The sequence below is a fragment of the Herbaspirillum sp. GW821-FHT09A12 genome (assembly GCF_059418325.1).
The window spans coordinates 100,235-123,473 of the sequence record NZ_JBWKPR010000003.1 but is presented as its reverse complement, the minus strand read 5'-3'; the positions used below and the strand labels follow the sequence as shown (position 1 = coordinate 123,473).

24 protein-coding genes are annotated in these 23,239 nt (G+C 63.2%); 22 read left to right on the top strand and 2 right to left on the bottom strand.

Annotated features, from left to right (window positions below):
• Positions 1–26 precede the first annotated feature (26 nt).
• From serC to AC07N6_RS10665, 14 genes are all read left to right on the top strand, one after another.
• Positions 27–1,139 (top strand): 3-phosphoserine/phosphohydroxythreonine transaminase, encoded by a 1,113-nt coding sequence (gene serC / locus AC07N6_RS10730; protein ID WP_494781825.1) that lies wholly within the window; start codon positions 27–29, stop codon positions 1,137–1,139.
• 130 nt (positions 1,140–1,269) lie between these two features.
• A complete protein-coding gene (gene pheA, locus AC07N6_RS10725) occupies positions 1,270–2,343 on the top strand; it encodes a prephenate dehydratase (RefSeq protein WP_141912256.1) in 1,074 nt (357 codons plus the stop codon).
• Between the two features lie 70 nt (positions 2,344–2,413).
• Positions 2,414–3,550 (top strand): histidinol-phosphate transaminase, encoded by a 1,137-nt coding sequence (hisC, locus tag AC07N6_RS10720; protein ID WP_494781824.1) that lies wholly within the window; start codon positions 2,414–2,416, stop codon positions 3,548–3,550.
• Between the two features lie 7 nt (positions 3,551–3,557).
• Positions 3,558–4,445: a prephenate dehydrogenase gene (locus AC07N6_RS10715; protein ID WP_494781823.1), complete on the top strand. Its 888-nt coding sequence runs from the start codon at positions 3,558–3,560 to the stop codon at positions 4,443–4,445.
• 80 nt (positions 4,446–4,525) lie between these two features.
• Positions 4,526–5,857, top strand: coding sequence for a 3-phosphoshikimate 1-carboxyvinyltransferase (gene aroA / locus AC07N6_RS10710; RefSeq protein ID WP_494781822.1), 1,332 nt, complete (start codon positions 4,526–4,528; stop codon positions 5,855–5,857).
• Positions 5,858–5,919: 62 nt separating this feature from the next.
• On the top strand, positions 5,920–6,588 hold the full coding sequence (cmk, locus tag AC07N6_RS10705; RefSeq protein ID WP_494781821.1) for a (d)CMP kinase: 669 nt from the start codon (positions 5,920–5,922) through the stop codon (positions 6,586–6,588).
• A gap of 205 nt (positions 6,589–6,793) precedes the next feature.
• On the top strand, positions 6,794–8,509 hold the full coding sequence (gene rpsA / locus AC07N6_RS10700; protein ID WP_494781820.1) for a 30S ribosomal protein S1: 1,716 nt from the start codon (positions 6,794–6,796) through the stop codon (positions 8,507–8,509).
• Between the two features lie 13 nt (positions 8,510–8,522).
• A complete protein-coding gene (locus AC07N6_RS10695; protein WP_494781819.1) occupies positions 8,523–8,828 on the top strand; it encodes an integration host factor subunit beta in 306 nt (101 codons plus the stop codon).
• A gap of 256 nt (positions 8,829–9,084) precedes the next feature.
• On the top strand, positions 9,085–9,411 hold the full coding sequence (locus AC07N6_RS10690) for a LapA family protein (RefSeq protein ID WP_050467069.1): 327 nt from the start codon (positions 9,085–9,087) through the stop codon (positions 9,409–9,411).
• Between the two features lie 44 nt (positions 9,412–9,455).
• Positions 9,456–9,677 carry a hypothetical protein gene (locus AC07N6_RS10685; RefSeq protein WP_290976070.1) on the top strand — a complete coding sequence of 74 codons (222 nt, stop codon included), beginning with the start codon at positions 9,456–9,458 and terminating at the stop codon, positions 9,675–9,677.
• Positions 9,667–10,842, top strand: coding sequence for a lipopolysaccharide assembly protein LapB (gene lapB / locus AC07N6_RS10680; protein WP_494781818.1), 1,176 nt, complete (start codon positions 9,667–9,669; stop codon positions 10,840–10,842). The genes AC07N6_RS10685 and lapB overlap by 11 nt, the downstream gene beginning before the upstream one ends.
• A gap of 37 nt (positions 10,843–10,879) precedes the next feature.
• Positions 10,880–12,259, top strand: coding sequence for a UDP-glucose dehydrogenase family protein (locus AC07N6_RS10675; RefSeq protein WP_494781817.1), 1,380 nt, complete (start codon positions 10,880–10,882; stop codon positions 12,257–12,259).
• 1 nt (position 12,260) lies between these two features.
• Positions 12,261–13,196 carry a D-glycero-beta-D-manno-heptose-7-phosphate kinase gene (gene rfaE1 / locus AC07N6_RS10670; protein ID WP_494781816.1) on the top strand — a complete coding sequence of 312 codons (936 nt, stop codon included), beginning with the start codon at positions 12,261–12,263 and terminating at the stop codon, positions 13,194–13,196.
• A gap of 141 nt (positions 13,197–13,337) precedes the next feature.
• Complete coding sequence (locus tag AC07N6_RS10665; RefSeq protein WP_494781815.1) at positions 13,338–13,685, top strand: ComEA family DNA-binding protein; 348 nt, start codon at positions 13,338–13,340, stop codon at positions 13,683–13,685.
• On the opposite strand, the gene AC07N6_RS10660 is transcribed toward AC07N6_RS10665, so the two are convergent.
• A complete protein-coding gene (locus tag AC07N6_RS10660) occupies positions 13,675–13,824 on the bottom strand; it encodes a hypothetical protein (protein ID WP_494781814.1) in 150 nt (49 codons plus the stop codon). The genes AC07N6_RS10665 and AC07N6_RS10660 overlap by 11 nt on opposite strands.
• Positions 13,825–13,828: 4 nt before the next feature.
• On the opposite strand from AC07N6_RS10660, the gene AC07N6_RS10655 reads away from it, so the two are divergent.
• The 8 genes from AC07N6_RS10655 (at position 13,829) to AC07N6_RS10620 (ending at position 22,020) form a co-directional block, all read left to right on the top strand.
• Entirely contained in the window at positions 13,829–15,877 is a 2,049-nt protein-coding gene (locus AC07N6_RS10655; RefSeq protein WP_494781813.1) for a DNA polymerase III subunit gamma/tau, read from the top strand.
• 71 nt (positions 15,878–15,948) lie between these two features.
• On the top strand, positions 15,949–16,275 hold the full coding sequence (locus AC07N6_RS10650; RefSeq protein ID WP_050467062.1) for a YbaB/EbfC family nucleoid-associated protein: 327 nt from the start codon (positions 15,949–15,951) through the stop codon (positions 16,273–16,275).
• A gap of 127 nt (positions 16,276–16,402) precedes the next feature.
• Positions 16,403–16,705 carry a YciI family protein gene (locus AC07N6_RS10645; RefSeq protein ID WP_494781812.1) on the top strand — a complete coding sequence of 101 codons (303 nt, stop codon included), beginning with the start codon at positions 16,403–16,405 and terminating at the stop codon, positions 16,703–16,705.
• A 107-nt stretch (positions 16,706–16,812) separates the two neighbouring features.
• Complete coding sequence (recR, locus tag AC07N6_RS10640; protein ID WP_494781811.1) at positions 16,813–17,409, top strand: recombination mediator RecR; 597 nt, start codon at positions 16,813–16,815, stop codon at positions 17,407–17,409.
• A gap of 295 nt (positions 17,410–17,704) precedes the next feature.
• Positions 17,705–18,970 carry a CaiB/BaiF CoA transferase family protein gene (locus AC07N6_RS10635; RefSeq protein ID WP_494781810.1) on the top strand — a complete coding sequence of 422 codons (1,266 nt, stop codon included), beginning with the start codon at positions 17,705–17,707 and terminating at the stop codon, positions 18,968–18,970.
• 121 nt (positions 18,971–19,091) lie between these two features.
• Positions 19,092–20,135 carry an ABC transporter substrate-binding protein gene (locus AC07N6_RS10630; protein ID WP_494781809.1) on the top strand — a complete coding sequence of 348 codons (1,044 nt, stop codon included), beginning with the start codon at positions 19,092–19,094 and terminating at the stop codon, positions 20,133–20,135.
• A 209-nt stretch (positions 20,136–20,344) separates the two neighbouring features.
• Complete coding sequence (locus AC07N6_RS10625) at positions 20,345–21,154, top strand: ABC transporter ATP-binding protein (protein ID WP_494781808.1); 810 nt, start codon at positions 20,345–20,347, stop codon at positions 21,152–21,154.
• Positions 21,155–21,168: 14 nt separating this feature from the next.
• A complete protein-coding gene (locus AC07N6_RS10620; RefSeq protein ID WP_494781807.1) occupies positions 21,169–22,020 on the top strand; it encodes an ABC transporter permease in 852 nt (283 codons plus the stop codon).
• A 201-nt stretch (positions 22,021–22,221) separates the two neighbouring features.
• On the opposite strand, the gene AC07N6_RS10615 is transcribed toward AC07N6_RS10620, so the two are convergent.
• A complete protein-coding gene (locus tag AC07N6_RS10615) occupies positions 22,222–23,100 on the bottom strand; it encodes a hypothetical protein (RefSeq protein WP_494781806.1) in 879 nt (292 codons plus the stop codon).
• Positions 23,101–23,239: the final 139 nt, after the last annotated feature.

Genomic DNA, 23,239 nt, shown 5'->3' with positions numbered 1-23,239 from the left:
CGCCTTTTTTGATTGTGATCGCAGATATGGTTTACAACTTTTCCGCCGGCCCGGCGGTATTGCCCAAGGAAGTGCTGCAGCAGGCAGCCGATGAAATGCTGGACTGGCATGGCAGCGGCATGTCCGTGATGGAGATGAGCCATCGCGGCAAGGAATACATGTCCATCATCGAGGCCGCATTGGCCGATGTGCGCGATCTGCTGGCGGTGCCCTCGAATTACAAGGTGCTGTTCCTGCAGGGCGGGGCGATCGCCGAGAACGCCATCATCCCGATGAACCTGGCGGCGTTGCGTTCGCCTGCCGGCCAGCATGCGCCGGGCGTGGCCGACTACATCAACACCGGCTCCTGGTCGACCAAGTCGATCAAGGAAGCCGGGCGTTATTGCACCGTCAACGTCGCCGCTTCGTCGGCCGACCACAAGTTTTCCAGCATTCCGGCGCGCGCCGACTGGACATTGTCGAAGGATGCGGCCTACGTCCACATCTGCAGCAATGAGACCATCGACGGCGTCGAATACCAATACACGCCGGATGTGGCGGCCGACACCAACGGCGCGCCGCTGGTGGCCGACATGTCTTCGCACATCCTGTCGCGCGAGATCGATGTGTCGAAGTACGGCGTCATCTACGGCGGCGCCCAGAAGAACATCGGCCCGGCCGGCGTGACCATCGTCATCGTGCGCGAGGACCTGCTGGGCCACGCGCTGCCGATCTGTCCCTCGGCCTTCGACTGGAAGATCGTGGCCGACAACGACTCCATGTACAACACCCCGCCGACCTACGCGATCTATATCGCCGGCCTGGTGTTCCAGTGGTTGAAGCGCCAGGGCGGCGTGGCGGCGATGGAAAAGCGCAACATCGCCAAGGCCGAACTGCTGTACGGCTATCTCGACGCCACCGATTTCTACGGCAACCGTATCGCAAAGGATTGCCGTTCGCGCATGAACGTGCCGTTCTTCCTGCGCGACGAGTCGCTGAATGACGCATTCCTCGCCGGCGCCAAGGAGCGCGGGCTGCTGCAGCTGAAAGGCCACAAGTCGGTCGGCGGCATGCGCGCATCGATCTATAACGCGATGCCGATCGAGGGCGTACAGGCCCTGGTCGATTACCTCAAAGAATTCGAACGCAAGCACGGCTGATTCCTGCCTGCGGGCGGGCCGCTTTCCCGATGCGGCTCGCCCGCAGCCGGGTAGCGGCGCCATGCCGTCACCTGCGCAAGGCAAGGCAGGACAGGGCCGGGGCGCAAGCCATTGAACAAGAAAGAGCGAAATGAGTGACGACAAGTTGCTGCCACTGCGCCAGAAAATCGATGCCATCGATGCGCAGATTCTCGACCTGCTGAACCAGCGCGCCCGTGTCGCGCAGGAAGTGGGCCATGTCAAGGCCGAGACCAACGCGCCGGTGTTCCGCCCCGAGCGCGAGGCGCAGGTGTTGCGCCGCGCGGCCGAGCGCAATCCCGGTCCCTTGCAGGGCGCCGATATCCAGACCATTTTCCGTGAAGTGATGTCGGCTTGCCGCGCGCTGGAAAAACGCGTGGTAGTCGCCTATCTCGGCCCGGCGGGCACGTTCAGCGAACAGGCCGTCTACCAGCAGTTTGGCCACGCGATCGAGGGGCTGCCTTGCGTCTCCATCGATGAAGTGTTCCGCGACGCCGAGGCCGGCACCGCCGATTTCGGCGTGGTGCCGATCGAGAACTCTTCCGAAGGCGTGATCAACCGCACGCTGGACCTGCTGCTGCAAACCACGCTGACCATCAGCGGCGAGGTGGCGATTCCGGTGCACCACAGCCTGATGACCAAGGGCGGCAGCATGGACGGCGTGACCCGCATCTGCGCCCACTCGCAGGCGCTGGCGCAGTGCAACGCCTGGCTCAACCAGAATTACCCGGGCATCGAGCGCCAGGCCGTGGCGTCGAATGCCGAAGCGGCGCGCATGGCAGGCGAAGACCCAGGCGTGGCGGCGATTGCCGGCGAGATCGCCGGGCAGAAGTACAGCCTGCAGACCGTCAACGCCCATATCCAGGACGACCCGCACAACCGCACGCGCTTTGCCATCATCGGCCGCCTGCGCACCGCGCCTTCCGGCCGCGACCAGACGTCCATCGTGCTGTCGGTGCCCAACAAGGCCGGCGCGGTGTACAACCTGCTGGCGCCGCTGGCCAGGCACGGCGTGTCGATGACGCGCTTCGAGTCGCGCCCGGCGCGCATGGGGGCGTGGGAGTATTACTTCTACGTCGACCTCGAAGGCCATGAGCAGGACGAGAAGGTCGCGCAGGCGCTGGCCGAGCTGAAGCAGAACGCGGCTTTCTTCAAGCTGCTGGGTTCGTATCCGCTGGGCCTGTAAGCGATACCGACGACGATTGACGAACATCGTGCCGCCCAGGCGGCGCACCCTCATTTCCGGAAAGACCAGGATGTCCAAACAACTTGCATCTGCTCAGTTAGCACCCGCTCAGTTAGCACCCGATTACGTCCGCGCCATCGCTCCCTACCAGGCCGGCAAACCGATTTCCGAAGTGGCGCGCGAATTCGGCCTGGACGAGGCCGCCATCGTCAAGCTGGCTTCCAACGAAAACCCGCTGGGCATGCCCGAGTCGGCCAAGCTGGCGATGCAGCAGGCGGTGGCCGAGCTGGGCCGCTATCCGGACGCCAATGGTTTCGAACTGAAGGCCGCCATCAGCGCCAAGTACGATGTGCCGCCGAACTGGATCACGCTGGGCAACGGCAGCAACGACATCCTGGAAATCGCCGCGCACGCCTTCGTGCAGCCGGGCCAGTCGGTGGTGTATGCGCAGTACGGTTTCCTGGTCTACGCGCTGGCCACGCAGGCAGTCGGCGCGCGCGCCATTGAAGTGCCGGCCAAGGATTTCGGCCACGATCTGCCAGCAATGGCCAAGGCGATCACCACCGATACCCGCCTGGTCTACCTGGCCAACCCCAACAACCCGACCGGCACCTTCGTGTCTGCCGATGAGCTGGAAGCTTTCCTGAAGTCGGTGCCGTCCGAGGTGGTGGTGGTGCTGGACGAAGCCTACAACGAATACCTGGCCGCCGAGCACCAGTACGAGTCGACCCGGTGGGTGCGCCAGTTCCCGAATCTGGTGGTCTCGCGCACCATGTCCAAGGCCTATGGCCTGGCCGGCCTGCGCGTCGGTTTCGCCATCGCGCAGCCGGAAGTGACTGATTTGATGAACCGTATCCGCCAGCCGTTCAACGTCAACTCGCTGGCCCAGGCGGCCGCGGTCGCCGCCCTCAACGACCAGGCCTTCCTGCAAAAGAGCGCGGAAATCAACAGCGCCGGCTACCGCCAGCTTACTGCCGCGTTCGACGAGCTGGGCTTGCGCTACGTGCCGTCCTTCGGCAACTTCGTGCTGGTCAAGGTGGGCGAGGACGACGGCGCCGGCGCGCGGGTGAACCTGGCGCTCTTGAAGCAGGGCATCATCGTGCGCCCGGTGGGCAACTACGGCCTGCCGCAATGGCTGCGCATTTCCATCGGCCTGCCGCAAGAGAACGCGGCCTTTATCGCCGCCCTGAAAACCGTCCTTGCCTGAGTCCGCCGTGTTCAAGAAAGTTGTCGTTTTCGGTGTCGGCCTGATCGGCGGATCCTTCGCGCTGGCGTTGCGCCATGCCGGTAAAGTCGAACATATCGTCGGCGTCGGCCGCTCGTCGGCGAGCCTGGCGCGCGCCCGGGAGCTGGGCATCATCGATACGGTCGCCACCGATCCGGCGCTCGCCGTCGACGGCGCCGACCTGATTTTGCTGGCCGCCCCGGTGGCGCAGACGGAAGCCATCCTCGCCGCCATCGCGCCGCACCTGCCGGCCGACGCCATCGTGACCGACGCCGGCAGCACCAAAGGCGACGTGGTCGCCGCCGCGCGCAAGTCGCTGGGCGGCAAGATCGGGCAGTTCGTGCCGGGCCACCCGATCGCCGGACGCGAGATGCACGGCCCGGAAGCGGCATTGGCCGACCTTTACGTGGGCAAGAAGGTGGTGCTCACCGCCTTGCTGGAAAACCGGGCCGACGATGTCGAACGCGTGGCCGCCGCCTGGCAGGCCTGCGGCGCGCTCATCCATCGTCTCTCGCCGCAAGAGCATGACGCGGTATTCGCCTCGGTCAGCCACTTGCCGCACGTGCTGGCCTTCGCGCTGGTCGACGACATCGCCGGCAAGCCGCATGCGGCCACGCTGTTCCAGTATGCGGCCAGCGGCTTCCGCGATTTCACGCGCATCGCCGGCTCGTCGCCGGAAATGTGGCGCGACATCACGCTGGCCAACCGCGATGCGCTGCTGACCGAGGTCGATGCCTATCTGGCCCAGCTCACATCGATGCGGCAGATGATCGCCGACAGCGACGGCGCCGCGCTGGAGAAGATCTACGCCAGCGCCCGGCATGCCCGGTTGCAATGGGCCGCGGCCATCGAAGCCGCCGAGCGCAAGGAATCCTGAGGCCGCGCCCGCCGCGGCTACAATGCATCATCCGCCGCACCTGCGGCGCTTGTGACGATCAACCTTCATTCCCGATCCCGATGAAACAGCCTTCCTATCCCCGCCATATCGATCTCGCGCCGGTGCCGCATGTGCAGGGCACGGTCAAGTTGCCGGGCTCCAAGAGCATTTCCAACCGCATCCTGCTGCTGGCGGCGTTGTCCGGCGGCACCACCCGCATTTTCGACCTGCTGGCCTCCGACGACACGCTGGTCATGCTGATGGCCTTGCAGACGCTGGGCGTGAAATGGGAGCAGGTCGAGGGCACCCAGGATTACATCGTGCATGGCGTCAACGGTGTGCTGCCGGTGCACCAGGCCGACCTGTTCATGGGCAATGCCGGCACCGCGATCCGTCCGCTGACCGCGGCGCTGGCGGTGCTGGGCGGCGACTACACGCTGCATGGCGTGCCGCGCATGCACGAGCGGCCGATCGGCGACCTGGTCGATGCGCTCAATGCGGTCGGCATGCGCATCGAATACACCGGCAACCCCGGCTATCCGCCGCTGCATATCCGCCGCGGCACGCTCAACTCGCACCGCATGAAGGTGCGCGGCAATGTCTCCAGCCAGTTCCTGACGGCGCTGCTGATGGCCGCGCCTTTGATGGCGCGCGATGAGCCGATGTCGATCGAGGTGGTGGGCGAGCTTATTTCCAAGCCCTATATCGAGATCACGCTGAACCTGATGCGCCGCTTCGGCGTCGAGGTCGAGCGCCAGGGCTGGCAGCAGTTCACGGTCAAGCCGGGCCAGCATTACCGCAGCCCGGGCAGCATCCATGTCGAGGGCGATGCCTCGTCGGCCTCCTATTTCCTGGCGGCCGGGGCGATTGCCGGCGGTCCGATCCGGGTCGAAGGCGTCGGTCGCGACAGTATTCAGGGCGACGTGCGTTTCGTCGAAGCGTTGCAGCTAATGGGGGCGAACATCAGCATGGGCGAAAACTGGATCGAGGCGTCGGCCAACGGCCCGTTGAAAGCCATCGACGCCGACTTCAATCACATCCCCGACGCCGCCATGACCATCGCGGTGGCTGCGCTGTACGCGGATGGCCCCAGCATCTTGCGCAACATCGGCAGCTGGCGCGTCAAGGAAACCGACCGTCTGGCGGCCATGGCCATCGAGCTGCGCAAGCTGGGCGCCGAGGTGGAGGAGGGCGCGGATTACCTCAAGGTGACGCCGCCGGCCGCCATCGGCACGGCCGCCATCGATACCTATGACGACCACCGCATGGCGATGTGTTTCTCGCTGGCGTCGCTGGATGGCGCGTTGCGCCGCGGCAACCATATCCGCATCAATGACCCCAAGTGCGTGGCCAAGACCTTCCCGGACTACTTCGAGGTCTTCAAAAGGATTGCCGAGCAAACCTTGATCTGATAAACCCTTTTCAAGGGTTGTATCCCGTTATTGACGTAAATTATTTTCTCAGACAGGTTTGCATGGAAAAGGCAAAGATCCCGGTTATCGCCATCGATGGCCCGACCGCATCCGGCAAGGGCACCGTGGCCCAGAAGGTGGCCCAACAACTGGGCTTCCATTATCTGGATTCGGGGGCGCTGTATCGCTTGACGGCGCTGTCGGTCCTGCGGCGCGATATCGCGCTCAACGACGAGCACGCGCTGGCCAAGGCGGCCGAGCACCTGCATTGCCATTTCGACGGCGCCCACATTTTTCTTGCCAACGAGGATGTGACCCAGGCCATCCGGGCTGAAGAGGTCGGCAATACGGCATCGAAGATTGCGGCATTGACAACGGTTCGCCAGGCTTTGTACGGCCTGCAGCTGGGCTTTCGCCGGCCGCCCGGCCTGGTGGCGGACGGGCGCGACATGGGCACGGTGATCTTTCCGAATGCCCGCCTGAAGGTGTTTTTGACCGCCAGTGTGGCGGCGCGCGCATCCCGGCGTTATAAGCAATTGATTGACAAGGGTTTTTCTGCTAATATCGACGACCTTTCGAGGGATTTGAAGGAGCGGGACGAACGCGACATGAATCGCACGTCGGCGCCTTTGAAGCCAGCGGAAGGCGCATATCACCTGGATACCTCGGATATGACCGCTGATGAAGCGGTGCAGCAGGTACTCGGTTGGTACGCTGCCCTGGGCCACTGACACGCTTGATTTATCGGCGTGACAGGCGCATATAGGGCAGATGCAAGTTGTAGTGCCCGTAGTGCCATTGGTGCCCGGCAGATGCAAAGTCTGGCGGGTGTTGATAAACCTAACCCAATATTTCATGCCATCCCGGCAACGAGGGCGGCAGTGCAAGGCGGTCTGATTGCATCAACGAATATTGGCAAAATCTTTCTTTTCTCATATGTCTACCACTACCGTTATCGCTGCAGGTGTTGATACCGCCAGCGAATTTGCTGCACTGTTTGAAGAATCGCTGTCGCGTCAGGACATGCGTTCGGGTGAAGTCATCTCCGCAGAAGTCGTCCGTCTCGACCACAACTTCGTGATCGTGAACGCCGGCCTGAAGTCGGAAGCTTTCATCCCTGTTGAAGAATTCAAGAACGACAACGGCGAAGTCGAAGTCAATGTCGGCGACTTCATCTCCGTTGCGATCGAATCGCTGGAAAACGGCTTCGGCGACACCATCCTGTCGCGCGACAAGGCCAAGCGTCTGGCATCGTGGCTCTCGCTGGAAAAGGCGATGGAGTCCGGCGAGATCGTCACCGGCACCGTCAACGGCAAGGTCAAGGGCGGCCTGACTGTCCTGACCAACGGCATCCGCGCCTTCCTGCCGGGTTCGCTGGTCGACACCCGTCCGGTCAAGGACACCACCCCGTTCGAAGGCAAGACCCTGGAATTCAAGGTCATCAAGCTGGACCGCAAGCGCAACAACGTGGTGCTGTCGCGCCGCGCCGTGATCGAAGCCTCGATGGGCGAAGAGCGCGCCAAGCTGATGGAAACCCTGAAGGAAGGCACCGTCGTCACCGGTATCGTCAAGAACATCACCGACTACGGCGCGTTCGTCGACCTGGGCGGCATCGATGGCCTGCTGCACATCACCGACCTGGCATGGCGTCGTGTGCGTCACCCGTCGGAAGTGCTGTCGGTTGGCCAGGAGATCACCGCCAAGGTCCTCAAGTACGATCAGGAAAAGAACCGCGTCTCGCTGGGCGTCAAGCAACTGGGCGACGATCCGTGGACCGGCCTGTCGCGTCGCTACCCGCAAGGCACCCGCCTGTTCGGCAAGGTCACCAACCTGACCGACTACGGTGCGTTCGTTGAAGTCGAGCAAGGCATCGAAGGCCTGGTGCACGTCTCCGAAATGGACTGGACCAACAAGAACGTGGCGCCGAACAAGGTTGTCCAGCTGGGCGACGAAGTCGAAGTCATGGTCCTGGAAATCGACGAAGAGCGTCGCCGTATCTCCCTGGGCATGAAGCAGTGCAAGCCGAATCCTTGGGACGACTTCGCCGTGAGCCACAAGAAGGGCGACAAGGTCAAGGGTTCGATCAAGTCGATCACCGACTTCGGCGTGTTCATCGGCCTGACCGGCAACATCGACGGCCTGGTGCACCTGTCCGACCTGTCCTGGACCGAAGCCGGCGAAGAAGCCGTGCGCAAGTTCAAGAAGGGCGACGAACTGGAAGCTGTCGTGCTGGCGATCGACGTCGAGCGCGAGCGCGTTTCCCTGGGCGTGAAGCAACTGGAAGGCGACCCGTTCAACAACTTCGCCGCCCTGAACGACAAGGGTGCGATCGTGACCGGTACCGTCAAGTCGGTGGAGCCGAAGGGCGCCGTGATCCAGCTTAACGAAGAAGTCGAAGGCTACCTGCGTGCATCCGAAATCTCCCGCGACCGCGTGGAAGATGCCGGTACCCACCTGAAGGTCGGCGATGCCGTCGAAGCCCTGGTCATCAACATCGACCGCAAGGCGCGCAGCATCCAGCTGTCGATCAAGGCCAAGGACAACGCCGAGACTCAGGAAGCCATGCAAAAGATGTCGGCCGACTCCAACGCTGCTTCGGGCACCACCAGCCTGGGCGCGCTGCTGAAGGCCAAGCTCGATAACAAGAACTGATTCTTCGGGCCACATGACAAAGTCGGAGCTGATTGCCCGCTTGGCTGAGCGTTATCCGCAACTGGTTGCAAAGGATGCGGATTACGCGGTCAAAACCATACTCGATGCGATGGTCGACGCGCTTGCGACCGGGCAGCGCATTGAGATCCGTGGTTTTGGCAGCTTTGCGCTGAATCGCCGTCCGCCGCGCATCGGCCGCAATCCCAAGTCCGGCGACAAGGTGATGGTCCCTGAAAAACGGGTCCCCCACTTCAAGCCGGGCAAGCAATTGCGCGAGCGCGTGGATGCGATGGTCGGACAGCCTATCCGCGAGGATTGAAGCGGCTGTCATTGTCCCGCAGCAGTACTTGGGCAACATCCGTTGGTCAGCCCGGCCCTGAAACCTCACGGTGGATGGGTGTAAAGGCTTATCAACAAAATGAACGGCATCTTTGGATGCCGTTTTTTTTCACGTACAATTTCGCTACGTCTTTGAACAGGTTCTGACATGCGTGCCGCAGGCCGCCCTGATCCGGCGCAAGATGCATGAACAAGCTTCACCCCATACAATCGACCAGTCAAAAAGGATAAGCGCCATGAAAATAATCTCCCGGTTGATCGCGGCCATCCTGTTCGTCTGTTTCTTCTTCTTCGCGCTGCGCAATACCCAGGAAGTCACGTTGCATTTCTTCCTCGGCTATGAGCGCACCGACCCGCTGGTGCTGGTCCTGCTCGCGTTCTTCGTGGTCGGCGCCATCCTCGGCGTGCTGGCCATGACGCCCATCGTATTCCGCCATCGCCGCGAAGCCGCGCGCTACAAGAAGGCGCTGACGCAGATCCAGAAGCAACAGGAAGAGATCGCCCAGGTGCAGGCGCAACCGCCGCAGCCCGACAGCGTGATCACGGCGCAGCACATCCTTTAACCTAGATTCAGCAGTTGACCGCTTGCTATCCCTTGGAAAGCCGCATGAACACAAGCATTATCTGTATCAATACCGCTCACCTTGCTGGTGAGAGCGCTATGCCTTCGCCGGCACCGCGCTCGCCGCGCCATGCGGCGTTGCTCCTCCTTGCGCACATTAAGTGCGCCGCGTCGTCGCGCCTTGCCTGGCACGCCGATCACGGCACCGGCGAAGGCATTCAACTGCTGAATCTAGGTTTAATTTTCCCCTCTCGTCATGGAATTTGAATTCTGGTGGTTGCTCGGTATTCCTGTCTTCTTCGGATTGGGATGGATTGCCGCGCGGGTTGATATCAACCAACTGTTGTCCGAGTCGCGCACATTGCCGCGCGGCTATTTCAAGGGGTTGAATTTCCTGCTCAACGAACAGCCCGACAAGGCCATCGACGCCTTCATCGAAATCGTCAAGCTCGATCCCGAAACGGTGGACTTGCATTTCGCATTGGGCAACCTGTTCCGCCGCCGCGGCGAGACCGAACGCGCCATCCGCGTCCACCAGAACCTGCTGGCGCGCCCCGACCTGCCGGCCGAGCACCACGGCCATGCGCTGTATGAGCTGGGCCAGGATTACCTCAAGGCCGGCCTGCTGGACCGCGCCGAAGAGAGCTTCAACAAGCTCATCGATACGCAATACAGCGCCCAGGCCGGCCGCGCGCTGCTGGAAATCTACCAGCGCGAAAAGGAATGGACGCGCGCCATTTCCGCCGCCGAGATCCTGCAAGCCACCGGCGCCGGCGGCCGCCAGCGCGAGATCGCCCAGTTCTATTGCGAACTGGCCGCCGATGAGCTGGTGCGCACCAATGTCGACGCCGCCATCGCGCTGCTGGACAAGGCGCTGGCCACCGACCGCAAGAGCGTGCGCGCCACCATGCTGATGGGCGATGCGCTGCGCGCCAAGGGCGACATCGAAGGCGCGCTGGAAATCTGGCGCCGGGTCGAACACCAGAGCGTGCCGCATACGGCGCTGGTGGCGCAGCGCCTGATGGACGGCTACATCGCCATCGGCCGCCCGCAGGAAGGCATCAACCTGCTGCGCGCCTACCTGGCCGAAGCGCCTTCCATCGACCTGCTGGAAGTGGTGTTCAAGGCCGTACTCGATGCCGAGGGCGTCGAAGCGGCCAACAACCTGGTCAGCGAAGAGCTGCGTCGCACCCCCACGCTGCTGGGCCTGGACAAGTTCCTGGAGGCGCGCATGATGACCGCGCCGCTGAATGTGCGGCCGGAGCTGTCGGTGGTCAAGACCCTGGTGCACAGCTATACGCAGAAGCTGGCCCGCTACCAGTGCAGCCACTGCGGTTTCAAGGCGCGCCAGTTCTACTGGCAGTGCCCCGGTTGCAGCCGTTGGGAAACCTACCCGCCGCGCCGCACCGAAGAGCTCAACGTCATGAACTGAGGCGTGAGAGCGCCAACTTTTTGAATCTGGATCCATCATGAAAATCACCATCATCGGCACCGGCTACGTAGGCCTGGTAACCGGCGCCTGCCTGGCGGAATTGGGCAACGACGTGTTTTGCCTGGATGTCGACCAGTCCAAGGTGGATATCCTCAACAGCGGCGGCATCCCGATCCATGAGCCGGGCCTGGAAGACGTGGTGGCGCGCAACCGCGCCGCCGGCCGCCTGCAGTTTTCCACCGACATCGCCGCCAGCGTGGCGCATGGCGAGATCCAGTTCATCGCCGTCGGCACGCCGCCCGATGAAGACGGTTCCGCCGACCTGCAATACGTGCTGGCGGCAGCCCGCAACATCGGCCGCCACATGGACGGCTTCAAGGTGGTGGTCGACAAATCCACCGTGCCGGTCGGCACTGCCGACCGCGTGCAAGCGGCCATTGCGGATGAGCTGACCAAACGCGGCCAGTCCGGCGCCGGTTTCTCGGTGGTCTCCAATCCCGAATTCCTGAAGGAAGGCGCGGCGGTGGAAGACTTCATGCGCCCCGATCGCATTGTCATCGGCCACGACCAGACGCCCGAAGGGCAGCGCGCCTACGCGCTGATGAAGAAGCTGTACGCCCCCTTCAATCGCAACCACGAGCGCACCTTCTGGATGGATGTGCGTTCGGCCGAATTCACCAAGTACGCGGCCAACGCGATGCTGGCCACCCGCATCTCGTTCATGAACGAGTTGGCCAACCTGGCCGACAAGGTCGGCGCCGACATCGAAGCGGTGCGCCACGGCATCGGCTCCGATCCGCGCATCGGCCACAGCTTCCTGTATGCCGGCTGCGGTTACGGCGGCTCCTGCTTCCCGAAGGACGTGCAGGCGCTGGAACGCACCGCGCGCGACTATGACCAGGACTTGCTGATCCTGCGCGCGGTCGAGCAGGTCAACGATTTGCAGAAGCATGTGCTGGGCAAGAAGGTGGTCCAGCGCTTCGGCGAGGATCTGTCGGGCAAGCGCTTCGCGGTCTGGGGGCTGGCCTTCAAGCCCAATACCGACGACATGCGCGAAGCCTCCTCGCGCGTGCTGGTGGAGGAACTGGTGCGCCGCGGCGCGACCGTGTCGGTGTACGACCCGGTGGCGATGAAGGAAGCGCAGCGCGTACTCAAGCTGGACTTCGCCGACGATGCCGCGCTGTTCGAACGCATCAGTTTCGCGGCCGATCCGATGGCGGCACTGGAGGGCGCCGATGCGCTGGCCATCGTGACCGAATGGAAGGCCTTCCGCAGCCCGGATTTCGACCGCGTCAAGGCGGCCTTGAAGAACCCCGTGATTTTCGACGGCCGCAACCTGTTCGAACCGCAAGTGATGGCCGACAGCGGCATCGAGTATTACGGCATCGGCCGTTCCATTCTGACCCGTGGACAATAAGATGAGCATGAATATCGCAGCAGCCTGGAGTTCCGCCCGCATCCTGATCGTGGGCGACGTCATGCTGGACCGTTACTGGTTCGGCGAAGTCAACCGCATCTCGCCGGAAGCGCCGGTGCCGGTAGTGCGCGTGGAGCGCAAGGAAGAGCGCCTGGGCGGCGCCGCCAACGTGGCGCGCAATACCGCCAGCCTGAGCGCGCAGACGGCGCTCCTGGGCGTGACCGGCGATGACGAGCCGGCGCGCGTGGTGGAAGGCATGCTGGGCGAGATGGGCATCAGCAGCCACCTCAACCGCGACGCCACCATTTCCACCATCGTCAAGCTGCGCGTGATCGGCCGCCAGCAACAGCTGGTGCGCATCGATTTCGAGGAAGCGCCGACCGACACCGTGCTGCGCGACAAGTTGACGCAGTTCAATTCGCTGGTCGGCAACTACGACGTCATCGTCTTTTCCGATTACGCCAAGGGCAGCCTGGTCAACGTGGCGGAGATGATCGCCGCCGCGCGCGCGCTGGGCAAGCGCATCCTGGTCGATCCCAAGGGCGATGATTTCAAGCGCTACGCGGGCGCCACCATCCTGACGCCCAACAAGTCCGAACTGGTGCGCATCGTCGGCCAGTGGAAGAACGAAGAAGACCTCACCATGCGGGCCCAGAACCTGCGCGCTTCGCTCAACCTGGAGGCATTGCTGCTGACTCGTTCCGAGGAAGGCATGAGCTTGTACCAGGATGGCGAGGTGCAGCATTTCCCGACCATGGCGCGCGAAGTGTTCGACGTCTCTGGCGCGGGCGATACCGTCATCGCCACGCTGGCGGTCATGCTGGGCGCCGGCGCTTCGCTGGTCGATGCGGTCGCCATGGCCAACCGCGCCGGCGGCATCGTCGTCGGCAAGCTGGGTACCGCGACCGTCACGCGCGATGAATTGCTGGCAGGCTGAAACAGGCGCTGATTTTTCAACGGCCATTTCTCGTTATATTTCTGTCAACGCAGGTGTTGAGGTCTCGTTAGCAAGGGCAGTTGCATCTCCGATGCAGCTGCCTTTTGTTTTTCCGACCTTAAACTCTGAAAGGAACCTGATATGTTGAAGAAATTTCTATTGTTCATCGTCACCTCTTTGATGGCTGCCGGCTTCGCTTTCGCCCAGGTGGATGTCAACAAGGCCGACCAGGCCGCGCTTGACGGCATCCGCGGCATCGGGCCGGCGATGTCCAAGCGCATCCTTGAGGAACGCCAGAAGGGCGGCAGCTTCAAGGATTGGGACGACCTCCAGCATCGCGTCAAGGGCATCAAGGAAAAAAGCGCGACCAAGTTGTCGGCCAATGGCCTGACCGTCAATGGCAAGTCCAGGCCGGAAGCTTCCGGCCAGCCCGCCAAGGGCGGCAAGGCGGCGCCGGCCGGCGACAAGCCGGAAACCGTCAAGAAGTAATCTCGGTCAAGCGGGCAATCCCGTTTTGGCGGGATTGCCGTTTTTGGCGTGCATCCCGGCGGGCGACCACGCCAAAGGCGATGCCGGCGGCGAAATAGAATAAAATGCCCACCTGAGCCAACAAGCCGATCGCGGCCATTGTCATGTCCTATCAAGTTCTCGCCCGCAAATACCGTCCCCGCAGTTTCGACACCCTGGTAGGCCAGGAGCACGTCGTGCGCGCGCTGACGCATGCGCTGGAACAACAGCGGCTGCACCACGCCTACCTGTTCACCGGCACCCGCGGCGTGGGCAAGACCACCCTCTCGCGCATCCTGGCCAAGTCGCTCAACTGCGTCGGCACCGATGGCAACGGCGGCATCACCGCCGCGCCTTGCGGCGTGTGCGAGGCTTGCGTGGCCATCGATGCCGGGCGCTTTGTCGACTACATTGAAATGGACGCGGCCTCCAACCGCGGCGTTGATGAAATGGCGCAGTTGCTGGAGCAGGCGGTCTATGCGCCGTCCAATGCCCGCTTCAAGGTCTACATGATCGACGAAGTGCACATGCTGACCAACCACGCCTTCAACGCCATGCTGAAGACGCTGGAAGAGCCGCCCGAGCACATCAAGTTCATCCTGGCCACCACCGACCCGCAAAAGATCCCGGTCACCGTGCTGTCGCGCTGCCTGCAATTCAACCTGAAGCAGATGCCGCCGGGCCACATCATCGGCCACCTTGACAACATCCTGAACCAGGAAGGCATCGAATTCGACCCGCCGGCCTTGCGCCTGCTCGCGCAAGGCGCATCCGGCTCCATGCGCGACGCGCTGTCGCTGACCGACCAGGCGATCGCCTATGCCGCCGGCAAGGTCACGCTGGAAGCGGTGCAGGGCATGCTGGGCGCGCTCGACCAGTCCTACCTGATCCGTATCCTCGATGCCCTGGCGGCGCAAGATGGCGCAGCCTTGCTCGGCGTGGCCGACGACATGGCCGCGCGCAGCCTGTCCTATAACGCCGCCTTGCAGGATCTGGGCACCTTGTTGCACCAGATTGCGTTGGCGCAGAGCGTGCCGGCGGCATTGGCCGACGATTTGCCCAATCGTGAAGACATCCTGCGCCTGTCATCCCAGTTCAGCCCCGAGCATGTGCAGTTGTTCTACCAGATCGCCGTGCATGGCCGCAATGAGCTGGGCCTGGCGCCCGACGAATATGCCGGCTTTTCCATGACGCTTTTGCGCATGCTGGCCTTCCGGCCGGTCAGCGCGAGCGCCGCGGCGCCGGTGCCGGCGGCCGGTGGCGCACCGGCGCCGCGTCCGGCCGCTGCGCGCCAGGCGGCGCCCCTGGTCGCGCCACAAGCGGCGGTGACCAGTGCGCCTGTCGCCCGCCCGGCTGCGGCGCCCGCACCAGCGACCCCTGCACCAGCGGCGCCGCGGCCTGCGCCCTCCGCCGCGCCGAGTTCGGCCCGTGAAGCTGCATTGATGGCCGCGCGCGCCTCTCTCGGCAAGAATGGCAAGGCGCCCTCCGCGCCGCGTCCGGCAGCACCCGCAGTTGCACCTGCACCTGCCGCGGCGCCTGTGGCATCCGCCGCGCCTGAGATGCCGTCGTCCATGTCGGAACCGCCGCCATTGGACGCCATGCCGCCGTGGGAAGAAGACGCGATGCCGGCCGGCTTCGACGCTCAAAAAAAAACTGAATATTCCAACCCGCCTGAGGTAAGCGAAGAGGCCTTCGCCCCCGCACCGCCTGCGGCGCCAGCCGCGCCGCAGCGCCCCGCGGCGACCCCCGCCCAGAAGCAGGAGACCGTGCGTATCGCCGCCGATCTCGGTTGGGACGGCCACTGGCCCAGCCTGGCCGCCAGCCTGCCGCTGCGCGGCGTGGTGCACCAGATGGCTTTCCAGAGCGAGCTGGTGCGCTGCGAAAGCTTGGCCGGCGGCAATGTCTGCTTTCATCTGCGCATCCCGCTGGAGACGTTGCGTTCCTCCGGCAGCGTGGAAAAGCTGGTGGCGGCGCTGTCGGAGCGCTTCAACCGCGAAGTGCGCGTGGAAACCGAGATCGGCGCCGTGGCCGACACCGCCAACGCGGTGGCCGAAGCCGACCGCGCCGAGCGCCAGCGCAAGGCCGAACAAAAGATGCAGAACGATCCCTTCGTGCTGTCGATGATGCGCGAATTCGGCGCCTCGATTGTGCCGGGATCGATACACCCCTTGTAATCCGGGCGAATTCGCCGGAGCCGCAGGCAAACAAGATAGAATTCCGTGAATTGAAATGAAGGAGCAAGACGATGATGAAAGGTCAACTGGCAGGTCTGATGAAGCAAGCGCAGGCCATGCAGGACAACATGAAGAAAATGCAGGACCAGCTGGCGCAGATCGAAGTCGAAGGCCAGTCCGGCGCCGGCCTGGTCAAGGTCGTCATGTCCTGTAAGAACGACGTCAAGCGCGTTTCCATCGATCCGTCGCTGCTGGCCGATGACAAGGACATGCTGGAAGACCTGGTCGCCGCCGCCTTCAACGACGCAGTGCGCAAGGCCGAAGCCACCAGCCAGGAAAAGATGGCCGGCGTCACCGCCGGCATGCCGATGCCGCCGGGCTTCAAGATGCCGTTCTGATGGCTTGACGGCCGGGCAAGTGCGCGTACGCCGACGCACCTTGCCCGATGATGTGCATGCGCCGGCGCCAGGGATGTTGTCGCAACGATGTTCAGCAGGATGGCAGGAACCGCATTGTGGAGGGAGCATGTTCATTATCTCGATCACGTACACGAAACCGGCGAGCGAAATCGACAGCTTGCTGACCGCGCACAAGAAATTCCTCAACCAGCAATATGCGGACGGCGTGTTCCTGATGTCGGGCCGCAAGGTGCCGCGCACCGGCGGCATCATCCTGGCTGATGCATCGGACCGTGCCGAAATGGAGGCGATCATCGAACTCGATCCCTTCTACATCGCCGGCGTGGCCGAGTATGAAATAACCGAATTTGTCCCCTCGATGACGGCGGAGGCGCTGGAAGCCTTCCGCTATTCGGTTGACCGCAATTGAACCTGGTTGACCGCCTGCTATCATCTGGAGAGTCGTATCAAAACAAGCATTGACAGTATCGATAGCGTTTCCCGTGTGGGCGAACGCATTCAACTGCAGGATCTAGGTTGAAAACTCCATCCAGTCTCACCCTGTTGACCGAATCGCTGCGCAAGCTTCCCGGCATCGGCCCCAAGACCGCGCAGCGCATGGCCTATCATCTCTTGCAGCATGACCGCGACGCCGCGCTCGGGCTGAGCAAGTCGCTGGCCCACGCGCTCGACACCATCCGCCATTGCGCGCTGTGCAATACCTTCACCGAGCAAGTCATCTGCGAAACCTGCCAGGATCCGCAGCGCGACCACACGCTCCTGTGCGTGGTCGAGTCGCCTTCCGATCAACTGATGATCGAGCAGACGCTTACCTACAAGGGACTGTATTTCGTGCTCATGGGGCACCTCTCGCCGCTGGACGGCATCGGCCCGCGCGACATCCATCTTGAAAAGCTGATTACCCGCGCCACTGACGGCGTGGTGGCCGAAGTGGTGCTGGCCACCAATTTCACCAACGAAGGCGAAGCCACCGCCCACTACATCAGCGAGACGCTCAAGGCGCGCGGCCTCAAGGCCAGCCGCCTGGCGCGCGGCGTGCCGGTCGGCGGCGAGCTGGAATACGTGGATGCGGGCACCATCGCGCGCGCCATGCTGGACCGGCGCAGCACCTGATCGCCCAGCAGGGCCCCGGATCTTCTGATCTTCTGATGAAAAATTTGCGCCCGTAAAAGATATTGAAAGGCGCGACAGCGGCTGCCCGCTGCAATAGAATAGGCAGCTTGCCGGCTGGCACGTACGATGTCAGGCAATATGGCGGCGCAACATGCCTGCGCCCGCGCAGACACCGGCGCGCAGGCATGGAACGAACAATGGACGCGGGCCGCAGAGCCCGATCCGGCAATAAGACAAATGAGGAGAACACCGGAACCGCGCCCCGTGCGCGGGCGCAGCATCCGGTGCATGAACAATGACGACAACCGCATCCAACCCGGAAAACGCCGCACGCCCCGGCCCGCTGGCAGGCATCAAGGTGCTCGAACTCGGCACCTTGATTGCCGGCCCTTTCTGCTCGCGCATGCTGGCCGAGTTCGGCGCCGATGTCATCAAGGTCGAGGCGCCCGAGAGCGGCGACCCGCTGCGCCAATGGCGCGTGCTGAAGGACGGCACCTCGCTGTGGTGGTCGGTGCAGGCGCGCAACAAGAAAAGCCTCACCCTCAACATGAAGGATGAACGGGCCCAGGAAATCGCCCGCAAGCTGGCGCTGGAAGCCGATGTCATCATCGAGAACTACCGTCCCGGCGTGCTGGAGAAGTGGAACCTCGGCTATGAGGCGCTGAAAAAACTCAACCCCGCCACCATCATGGTGCGCTTGTCCGGCTACGGCCAGACCGGCCCGCTGCGCGATTTGCCCGGTTTCGGCGCGATCGGCGAATCGATGGGCGGCATCCGCTACGTGTCCGGCCACCCGGATCGTCCGCCGGTGCGCATCGGCATTTCCATCGGCGACTCCATTGCCGCATTGCATGGCGTGATCGGCGCCATGATGGCGCTGCGCCACCGCGACGTCACCGGCGGCCGCTGGAACGGAAAATCCGGCGCCGACTGCGTGGCGGGGCAGGGCCAGATGGTGGATGTGGCGCTGTATGAAGCGGTGTTCAACATGATGGAATCGATGGTGCCCGAGTTCGACCACGCCGGCGTGGTGCGCGAGCGCACCGGCGGCGCATTGCCGGGCATCGTTCCCTCCAATACCTACACTACCGGCGACGGCATGAACGTCGTCATCGCCGGCAACGGCGACGCCATCTTCAAGCGCCTGATGAGCGCCATCGGCCGCGATGACATGGCCAACGATCCAGGCCTGGCGCGCAACGATGGCCGCGTGCCGCGCACCGAGGAAATCGATGCCGCGATCCAGCAATGGTGCGATACGCAAACCATCGAGCAGGCGCTGGCCACGTTGCAGGCGGCCGACGTCCCGGTCGGCAAGATTTATTCGGTCAAGGACATGATGAGCGATGCCCAATTCCTGGCGCGCGGCATGTTCGAACAGCATCATTTCGCCGACGGCACCCCGGTCAAGTTGCCGGCGATCACCCCCAAGCTGTCCGAAACCCCCGGCCAGACCAAATGGCTGGGCCCGGAGCTGGGCGCGCACAGCGATGAAATCCTGCGTTCGCTGGGGTATGATGATGCCCAAATTAAACGATTGCGCGAGGATCGCGTGATCTGATAAATCCAGGCCAGCAATCAGGGAGACGCGACCAGACGCCGCTGACGGCGCGTTGCGTGCCCCTTTCAGGCCTGTACGCCGCAAGAACGAAGACGAAGCACCAATCCACGGAGGAGACATAATGAAATTAAGCTGGAAGCAGTTGGCAATCGCTGCGGGCCTGTTTTTGGCCGGCTATTTTTCTTTCAATGGCGAGGCGTCGGCCCAGGCCCAGGCTCTGGAGAAGCCCAAGGTTTCGATCGCGGTGGGCGGCAAGAACCTGTTCTATTACCTGCCGTTGACCATCGCCGAGCAGCTCGGCTATTTCAAGGATGAAGGCCTGCAAGTCGAGATCTCCGACTTCGCCGGCGGCGCCAAGGCGCTGCAGGCCATGGTGGGCGGCAGCGCCGACGTGGTGTCGGGCGCCTACGAGCACACCATCAACATGCAGGTGAAGAACCAGCCGATCGTGGCCTTCGTGCTGCAAGGCCGCGCGCCGCAGATCGTGCTGGCCGCCAGCAACAAGACCATGCCCAACTACAAGAGCGTGGCCGACCTGAAGGGCAAGAAGATCGGCGTCACCGCGCCGGGTTCCTCGACCAGCATCATGGCCAGCTACGTGCTGGCCAAGGCCGGCCTGAAGCCAACCGATGTGTCCTTCATCGGCGTGGGCGCGGCAGCCGGCGCGATCGCGGCGATCCGCTCCGGCCAGATCGATGCCATCGCCAACCTCGACCCGGTCGTCTCGATGCTGGAACAGCACAACGAGATCAAGATCATCGCCGACACCCGCACCCTGAAAGACACCAACGACGTCTTCGGCGGCCCGATGCCGGCAGCCACCCTGTACGCGCCGGCGGCCTTCATCCAGAAGTACCCGAATACCACCCAGGCGCTGACCAACGCCATGGTGCGCGCGCTGAAGTGGATCCAGAAGGCCGGCCCGTCCGACATCATCAAGGCCGTGCCGGAAAGCTACCTGCTGGGCGACCGTTCGCTGTACATCGATGCCTTCATGAAGGTGCGCCAGGCCATCTCGCCGGACGGCTATTTCCCGCCGGGCGGCCCGGACACCGCGCTGCGCACGCTGAAGGCCTTCGAACCTTCGCTGGCCGACAAGCAGGTCGACCTGTCCAAGACCTTCACCAACGCATTTGTGGAGAAGGCCAACGCCAAGTACAAATGAGGCGCAGGACGGCCTGATTCCCGTACGACGCGAATGAACGACAAATGCCCGGCAACGGGCATTTGTCCATCTGGCGCGGCGCAAAAGGGAAAGCGGTAGCGCAGCCATGCACAGGCAAGCGCAGCACCAAAGAAGCAGGAACAGCAAGCAGCAAAGCCAGGCAACACACGATCCACCAACCCGGGTTTGCCACATAGCCCGTACCAGTCATGACCCCAGTACTCTTTTTCGACGACATCACCTGCACCTTCATCTCGAAGGACGACCGCTCGCAGCGTTACACCGCGGTGGCCAATACCACCCTGGCAATCGCGCCCGGCGAATTCGTCTCCGTAGTCGGCCCGACCGGCTGCGGCAAGTCGACCTTGCTCAACGTCGGCGCCGGGCTGCTGCAGCCGTCCTCGGGCAGCGTCAAGATATTCGGTGAAGAGTTGACCGGCATCAACAAGCGCGCCGGCTACATGTTCCAGAGCGAGGCGTTGATGCCCTGGCGCAGCGCGTTGCAAAACGTCATCGCCGGCCTGCAATACCGCGGCCATGACGAAAGGCAAGCCGAGCAACTGGGCGAGCAATGGCTGGCGCGCGTGGGCCTGCAAGGCTTCGGCGACCGCTATCCGCACCAGCTCTCGGGCGGCATGCGCAAGCGCGTGGCGCTGGCGCAGACGCTGATCCTCGACCCCGACATCATCCTGATGGACGAGCCGTTCTCCGCCCTCGACATCCAGACCCGCCAGCTGATGGAAAACGAAGTGCTGGACCTGTGGAACGCCAAGAAGAAGGCGGTGCTGTTCATCACCCACGACCTGGACGAGGCGATCGCCATGTCCGACCGCGTCATCGTGCTGGCGGCCGGCCCCGGCACCCATCCGATCGGCGAATTCAAGATCGACTTGCCGCGCCCGCGCGATGTGGCGGAAATCCGCACGCATCCGCGTTTCGTGGAACTGCACCAGCAGATCTGGGACGTCCTGCGCGATGAAGTGCTCAAGGGCTATCAACAACAAAAGCGCGCAGCGTAAGAAAGTCGCCGATCATGTGGAAATACCTGAAACCGAATCACAAGAACATCCGCTTCTGGCAACTGCTGGTGCTGCTGGTGGTGCTCATCGTCTGGCACGTCGCCACCCGCAACCCGCAGACCGCCTTCTTTTTCGGCGAACCGATCAAGGTCGCGCAGCGCATCTGGGAGTGGTTCACGGTCGGCAGCGGCTCGCTGGAAGTGGGCTTTGGCGACTACACCTTCTTCACGCTGTCCTTCCCGGCTGAAATCTATTCGCACTTGCTGGTCACCCTGACCGAAACCGTGCTGGCCTTCATCATCGGCACCGTCTCCGGCCTTGGCATCGGCCTGTGGCTGGCGCTGTCGCCGACCGCCTCGGCCATCCTCGACCCCTACGTGAAGGCCGCCAACTCGATGCCGCGCGTGATCCTCGCGCCGATCTTCGCCATGTGGTTCGGCCTGGGCATCTGGTCCAAGGTGGCGCTGGCGGTCACCCTGGTGTTCTTCATCGTCTTCTTCAACGTCTACCAGGGCGTCAAGGAAGTCAGCCCGGTGGTGCTGGCCAATGCCCGCATGCTGGGCGCCAACGCGCGCCAGCTGCTGCGCACGGTGTACCTGCCATCGGCCACCTCGTGGGTGTTCTCCAGCCTGCATACCTCGATCGGCCTGGCCTTCGTCGGCGCCGTGGTAGGCGAGTACCTGGGCTCGGCGCGCGGCGTCGGCTACCTGATCCTGCAAGCCGAGGGCACCTTCGACATCAACACCGTGTTCGCCGGCATCGTCGTACTGACGATTTTCGCGCTGGTGCTTGACCTGGCCGTGGGCGTGATCGAGAAGCGCCTGATGAAATGGCAACCCAAGAGCGGCGAGACCGAGAAGCTTTGATGTCGGCCTGCTTGTTGCGGATAACAGGGAGGTGGAGATATCCGCCTCTTTTTTTGCCGCGAGGTTTGTTGGACTTTGCCATGGCGGCGCCATTGAGCCGGCGCCGGCCGGCAATAAAAAAAACCGCCCGGTGAAAACCGGGCGGCATAAGCGCCGTCAAGCCGGCGCGCTCGTCAAATGTGCTTTTTGCCGGAATCGCCTTCAGAAGTGGATCTCGGCCACCAGCGTCGGCGCCGAGCGATGGGTGCCGGGGGATTCCGTCGCAGGCGTGCCGAACATGTTGTTCCAGTATTCGTAGCCGGGGCCCATGTAGAAGGTCTTGGGGTGGCCGGCCAGGGCGCCGACGTCGAACAGCAAGGCCATGCGCGTCAGCGTCTCGGTCTTGGTTTCGACGTGGAAGCCGTCCTTGCCCTTGGGGCCGGTCATGCTGAGGAAGCCTTTGAAGACGGCAGGCACCGGGCCCATGTTGAATGGAACCATCCAGGCGCTCTCGATGTGCCAGGCATTGTCGTAATGGACGTCGGCGCGGGTGATGCCGTTGTGGTTGGTCTCGGTGCGCATGCCGGCCATCAGGTTCCAGAAGCCGCGCGGGATGGCGAATTCGACGGCCGGGCCCAGCACCAGCATGCGCGCGCGCGAGCCGAAGGCGTCGTTCTTGCTGCTCAGTTCATAGCCGGTGCGCAAGGCCACGTCGCGGATCACGCCGAAGTCCAGCGGCCGGCCGAGGATCTTGCCGGCGCTCCAGTCCACGTGGCCGACGCTGTAGATTTCCTGGGAGCCGCTGGTGCCGTTGGCGACCGGGTTGTTCGAGTCCGACACCAGGTAGTCGACGTTGAACATATAGCTGCCGTACTTGAAGCCGCCGGTGGAGTTGACGAAACCGATCTTTTGCGCGACTTTCTTGTCGCTGCCGGGGAAGTAGAAGTCGGTCGCATAACGGGCGCCGATGTAGGTGTCGTTCCAGTTGGTCGGCGGCGCGTGGTGTTGTTCGGCTTCCTGGGCATGGGCCAGGGAGCCGAAGCAAAGAGCCAGGGAAATGCCGAGCGCGGCGCAGCGCGCCTGATTGCGTAAGTGGTTCATGTCTCCGTCCGAATATATTTATATTGATGGATGCCAGGCGTGGTCGTCATCGACTCTTTGCATGGCTGCACCGTTGGCGCCGCTTGTGCTCTGTGGCGCAAGTCTCAAGGCCTCGGTGGTGAAGGATGGTATGTGATGA

Bases quoted from the DNA above. Each gene is read 5' to 3' on its own strand.
- aroA (WP_494781822.1), top strand. From the start codon at position 4,526: ATGAAACAGCCTTCCTATCCCCGCCATATCGATCTCGCGCCGGTGCCG.
- AC07N6_RS10655 (WP_494781813.1), top strand. From the start codon at position 13,829: ATGTCCTATCAAGTTCTCGCCCGCAAATACCGTCCCCGCAGTTTCGAC.
- AC07N6_RS10650 (WP_050467062.1), top strand. From the start codon at position 15,949: ATGATGAAAGGTCAACTGGCAGGTCTGATGAAGCAAGCGCAGGCCATG.
- AC07N6_RS10675 (WP_494781817.1), top strand. From the start codon at position 10,880: ATGAAAATCACCATCATCGGCACCGGCTACGTAGGCCTGGTAACCGGC.
- AC07N6_RS10625 (WP_494781808.1), top strand. From the start codon at position 20,345: ATGACCCCAGTACTCTTTTTCGACGACATCACCTGCACCTTCATCTCG.
- AC07N6_RS10665 (WP_494781815.1), top strand. From the start codon at position 13,338: ATGTTGAAGAAATTTCTATTGTTCATCGTCACCTCTTTGATGGCTGCC.
- AC07N6_RS10635 (WP_494781810.1), top strand. From the start codon at position 17,705: ATGACGACAACCGCATCCAACCCGGAAAACGCCGCACGCCCCGGCCCG.
- cmk (WP_494781821.1), top strand. From the start codon at position 5,920: ATGGAAAAGGCAAAGATCCCGGTTATCGCCATCGATGGCCCGACCGCA.
- AC07N6_RS10615 (WP_494781806.1), bottom strand. From the start codon at position 23,100: ATGAACCACTTACGCAATCAGGCGCGCTGCGCCGCGCTCGGCATTTCC.
- hisC (WP_494781824.1), top strand. From the start codon at position 2,414: ATGTCCAAACAACTTGCATCTGCTCAGTTAGCACCCGCTCAGTTAGCA.
- AC07N6_RS10620 (WP_494781807.1), top strand. From the start codon at position 21,169: ATGTGGAAATACCTGAAACCGAATCACAAGAACATCCGCTTCTGGCAA.
- pheA (WP_141912256.1), top strand. From the start codon at position 1,270: ATGAGTGACGACAAGTTGCTGCCACTGCGCCAGAAAATCGATGCCATC.
- AC07N6_RS10645 (WP_494781812.1), top strand. From the start codon at position 16,403: ATGTTCATTATCTCGATCACGTACACGAAACCGGCGAGCGAAATCGAC.
- rfaE1 (WP_494781816.1), top strand. From the start codon at position 12,261: ATGAGCATGAATATCGCAGCAGCCTGGAGTTCCGCCCGCATCCTGATC.
- AC07N6_RS10685 (WP_290976070.1), top strand. From the start codon at position 9,456: ATGAACACAAGCATTATCTGTATCAATACCGCTCACCTTGCTGGTGAG.
- AC07N6_RS10690 (WP_050467069.1), top strand. From the start codon at position 9,085: ATGAAAATAATCTCCCGGTTGATCGCGGCCATCCTGTTCGTCTGTTTC.
- AC07N6_RS10660 (WP_494781814.1), bottom strand. From the start codon at position 13,824: ATGGCCGCGATCGGCTTGTTGGCTCAGGTGGGCATTTTATTCTATTTC.
- rpsA (WP_494781820.1), top strand. From the start codon at position 6,794: ATGTCTACCACTACCGTTATCGCTGCAGGTGTTGATACCGCCAGCGAA.
- lapB (WP_494781818.1), top strand. From the start codon at position 9,667: ATGGAATTTGAATTCTGGTGGTTGCTCGGTATTCCTGTCTTCTTCGGA.
- AC07N6_RS10630 (WP_494781809.1), top strand. From the start codon at position 19,092: ATGAAATTAAGCTGGAAGCAGTTGGCAATCGCTGCGGGCCTGTTTTTG.
- AC07N6_RS10695 (WP_494781819.1), top strand. From the start codon at position 8,523: ATGACAAAGTCGGAGCTGATTGCCCGCTTGGCTGAGCGTTATCCGCAA.
- serC (WP_494781825.1), top strand. From the start codon at position 27: ATGGTTTACAACTTTTCCGCCGGCCCGGCGGTATTGCCCAAGGAAGTG.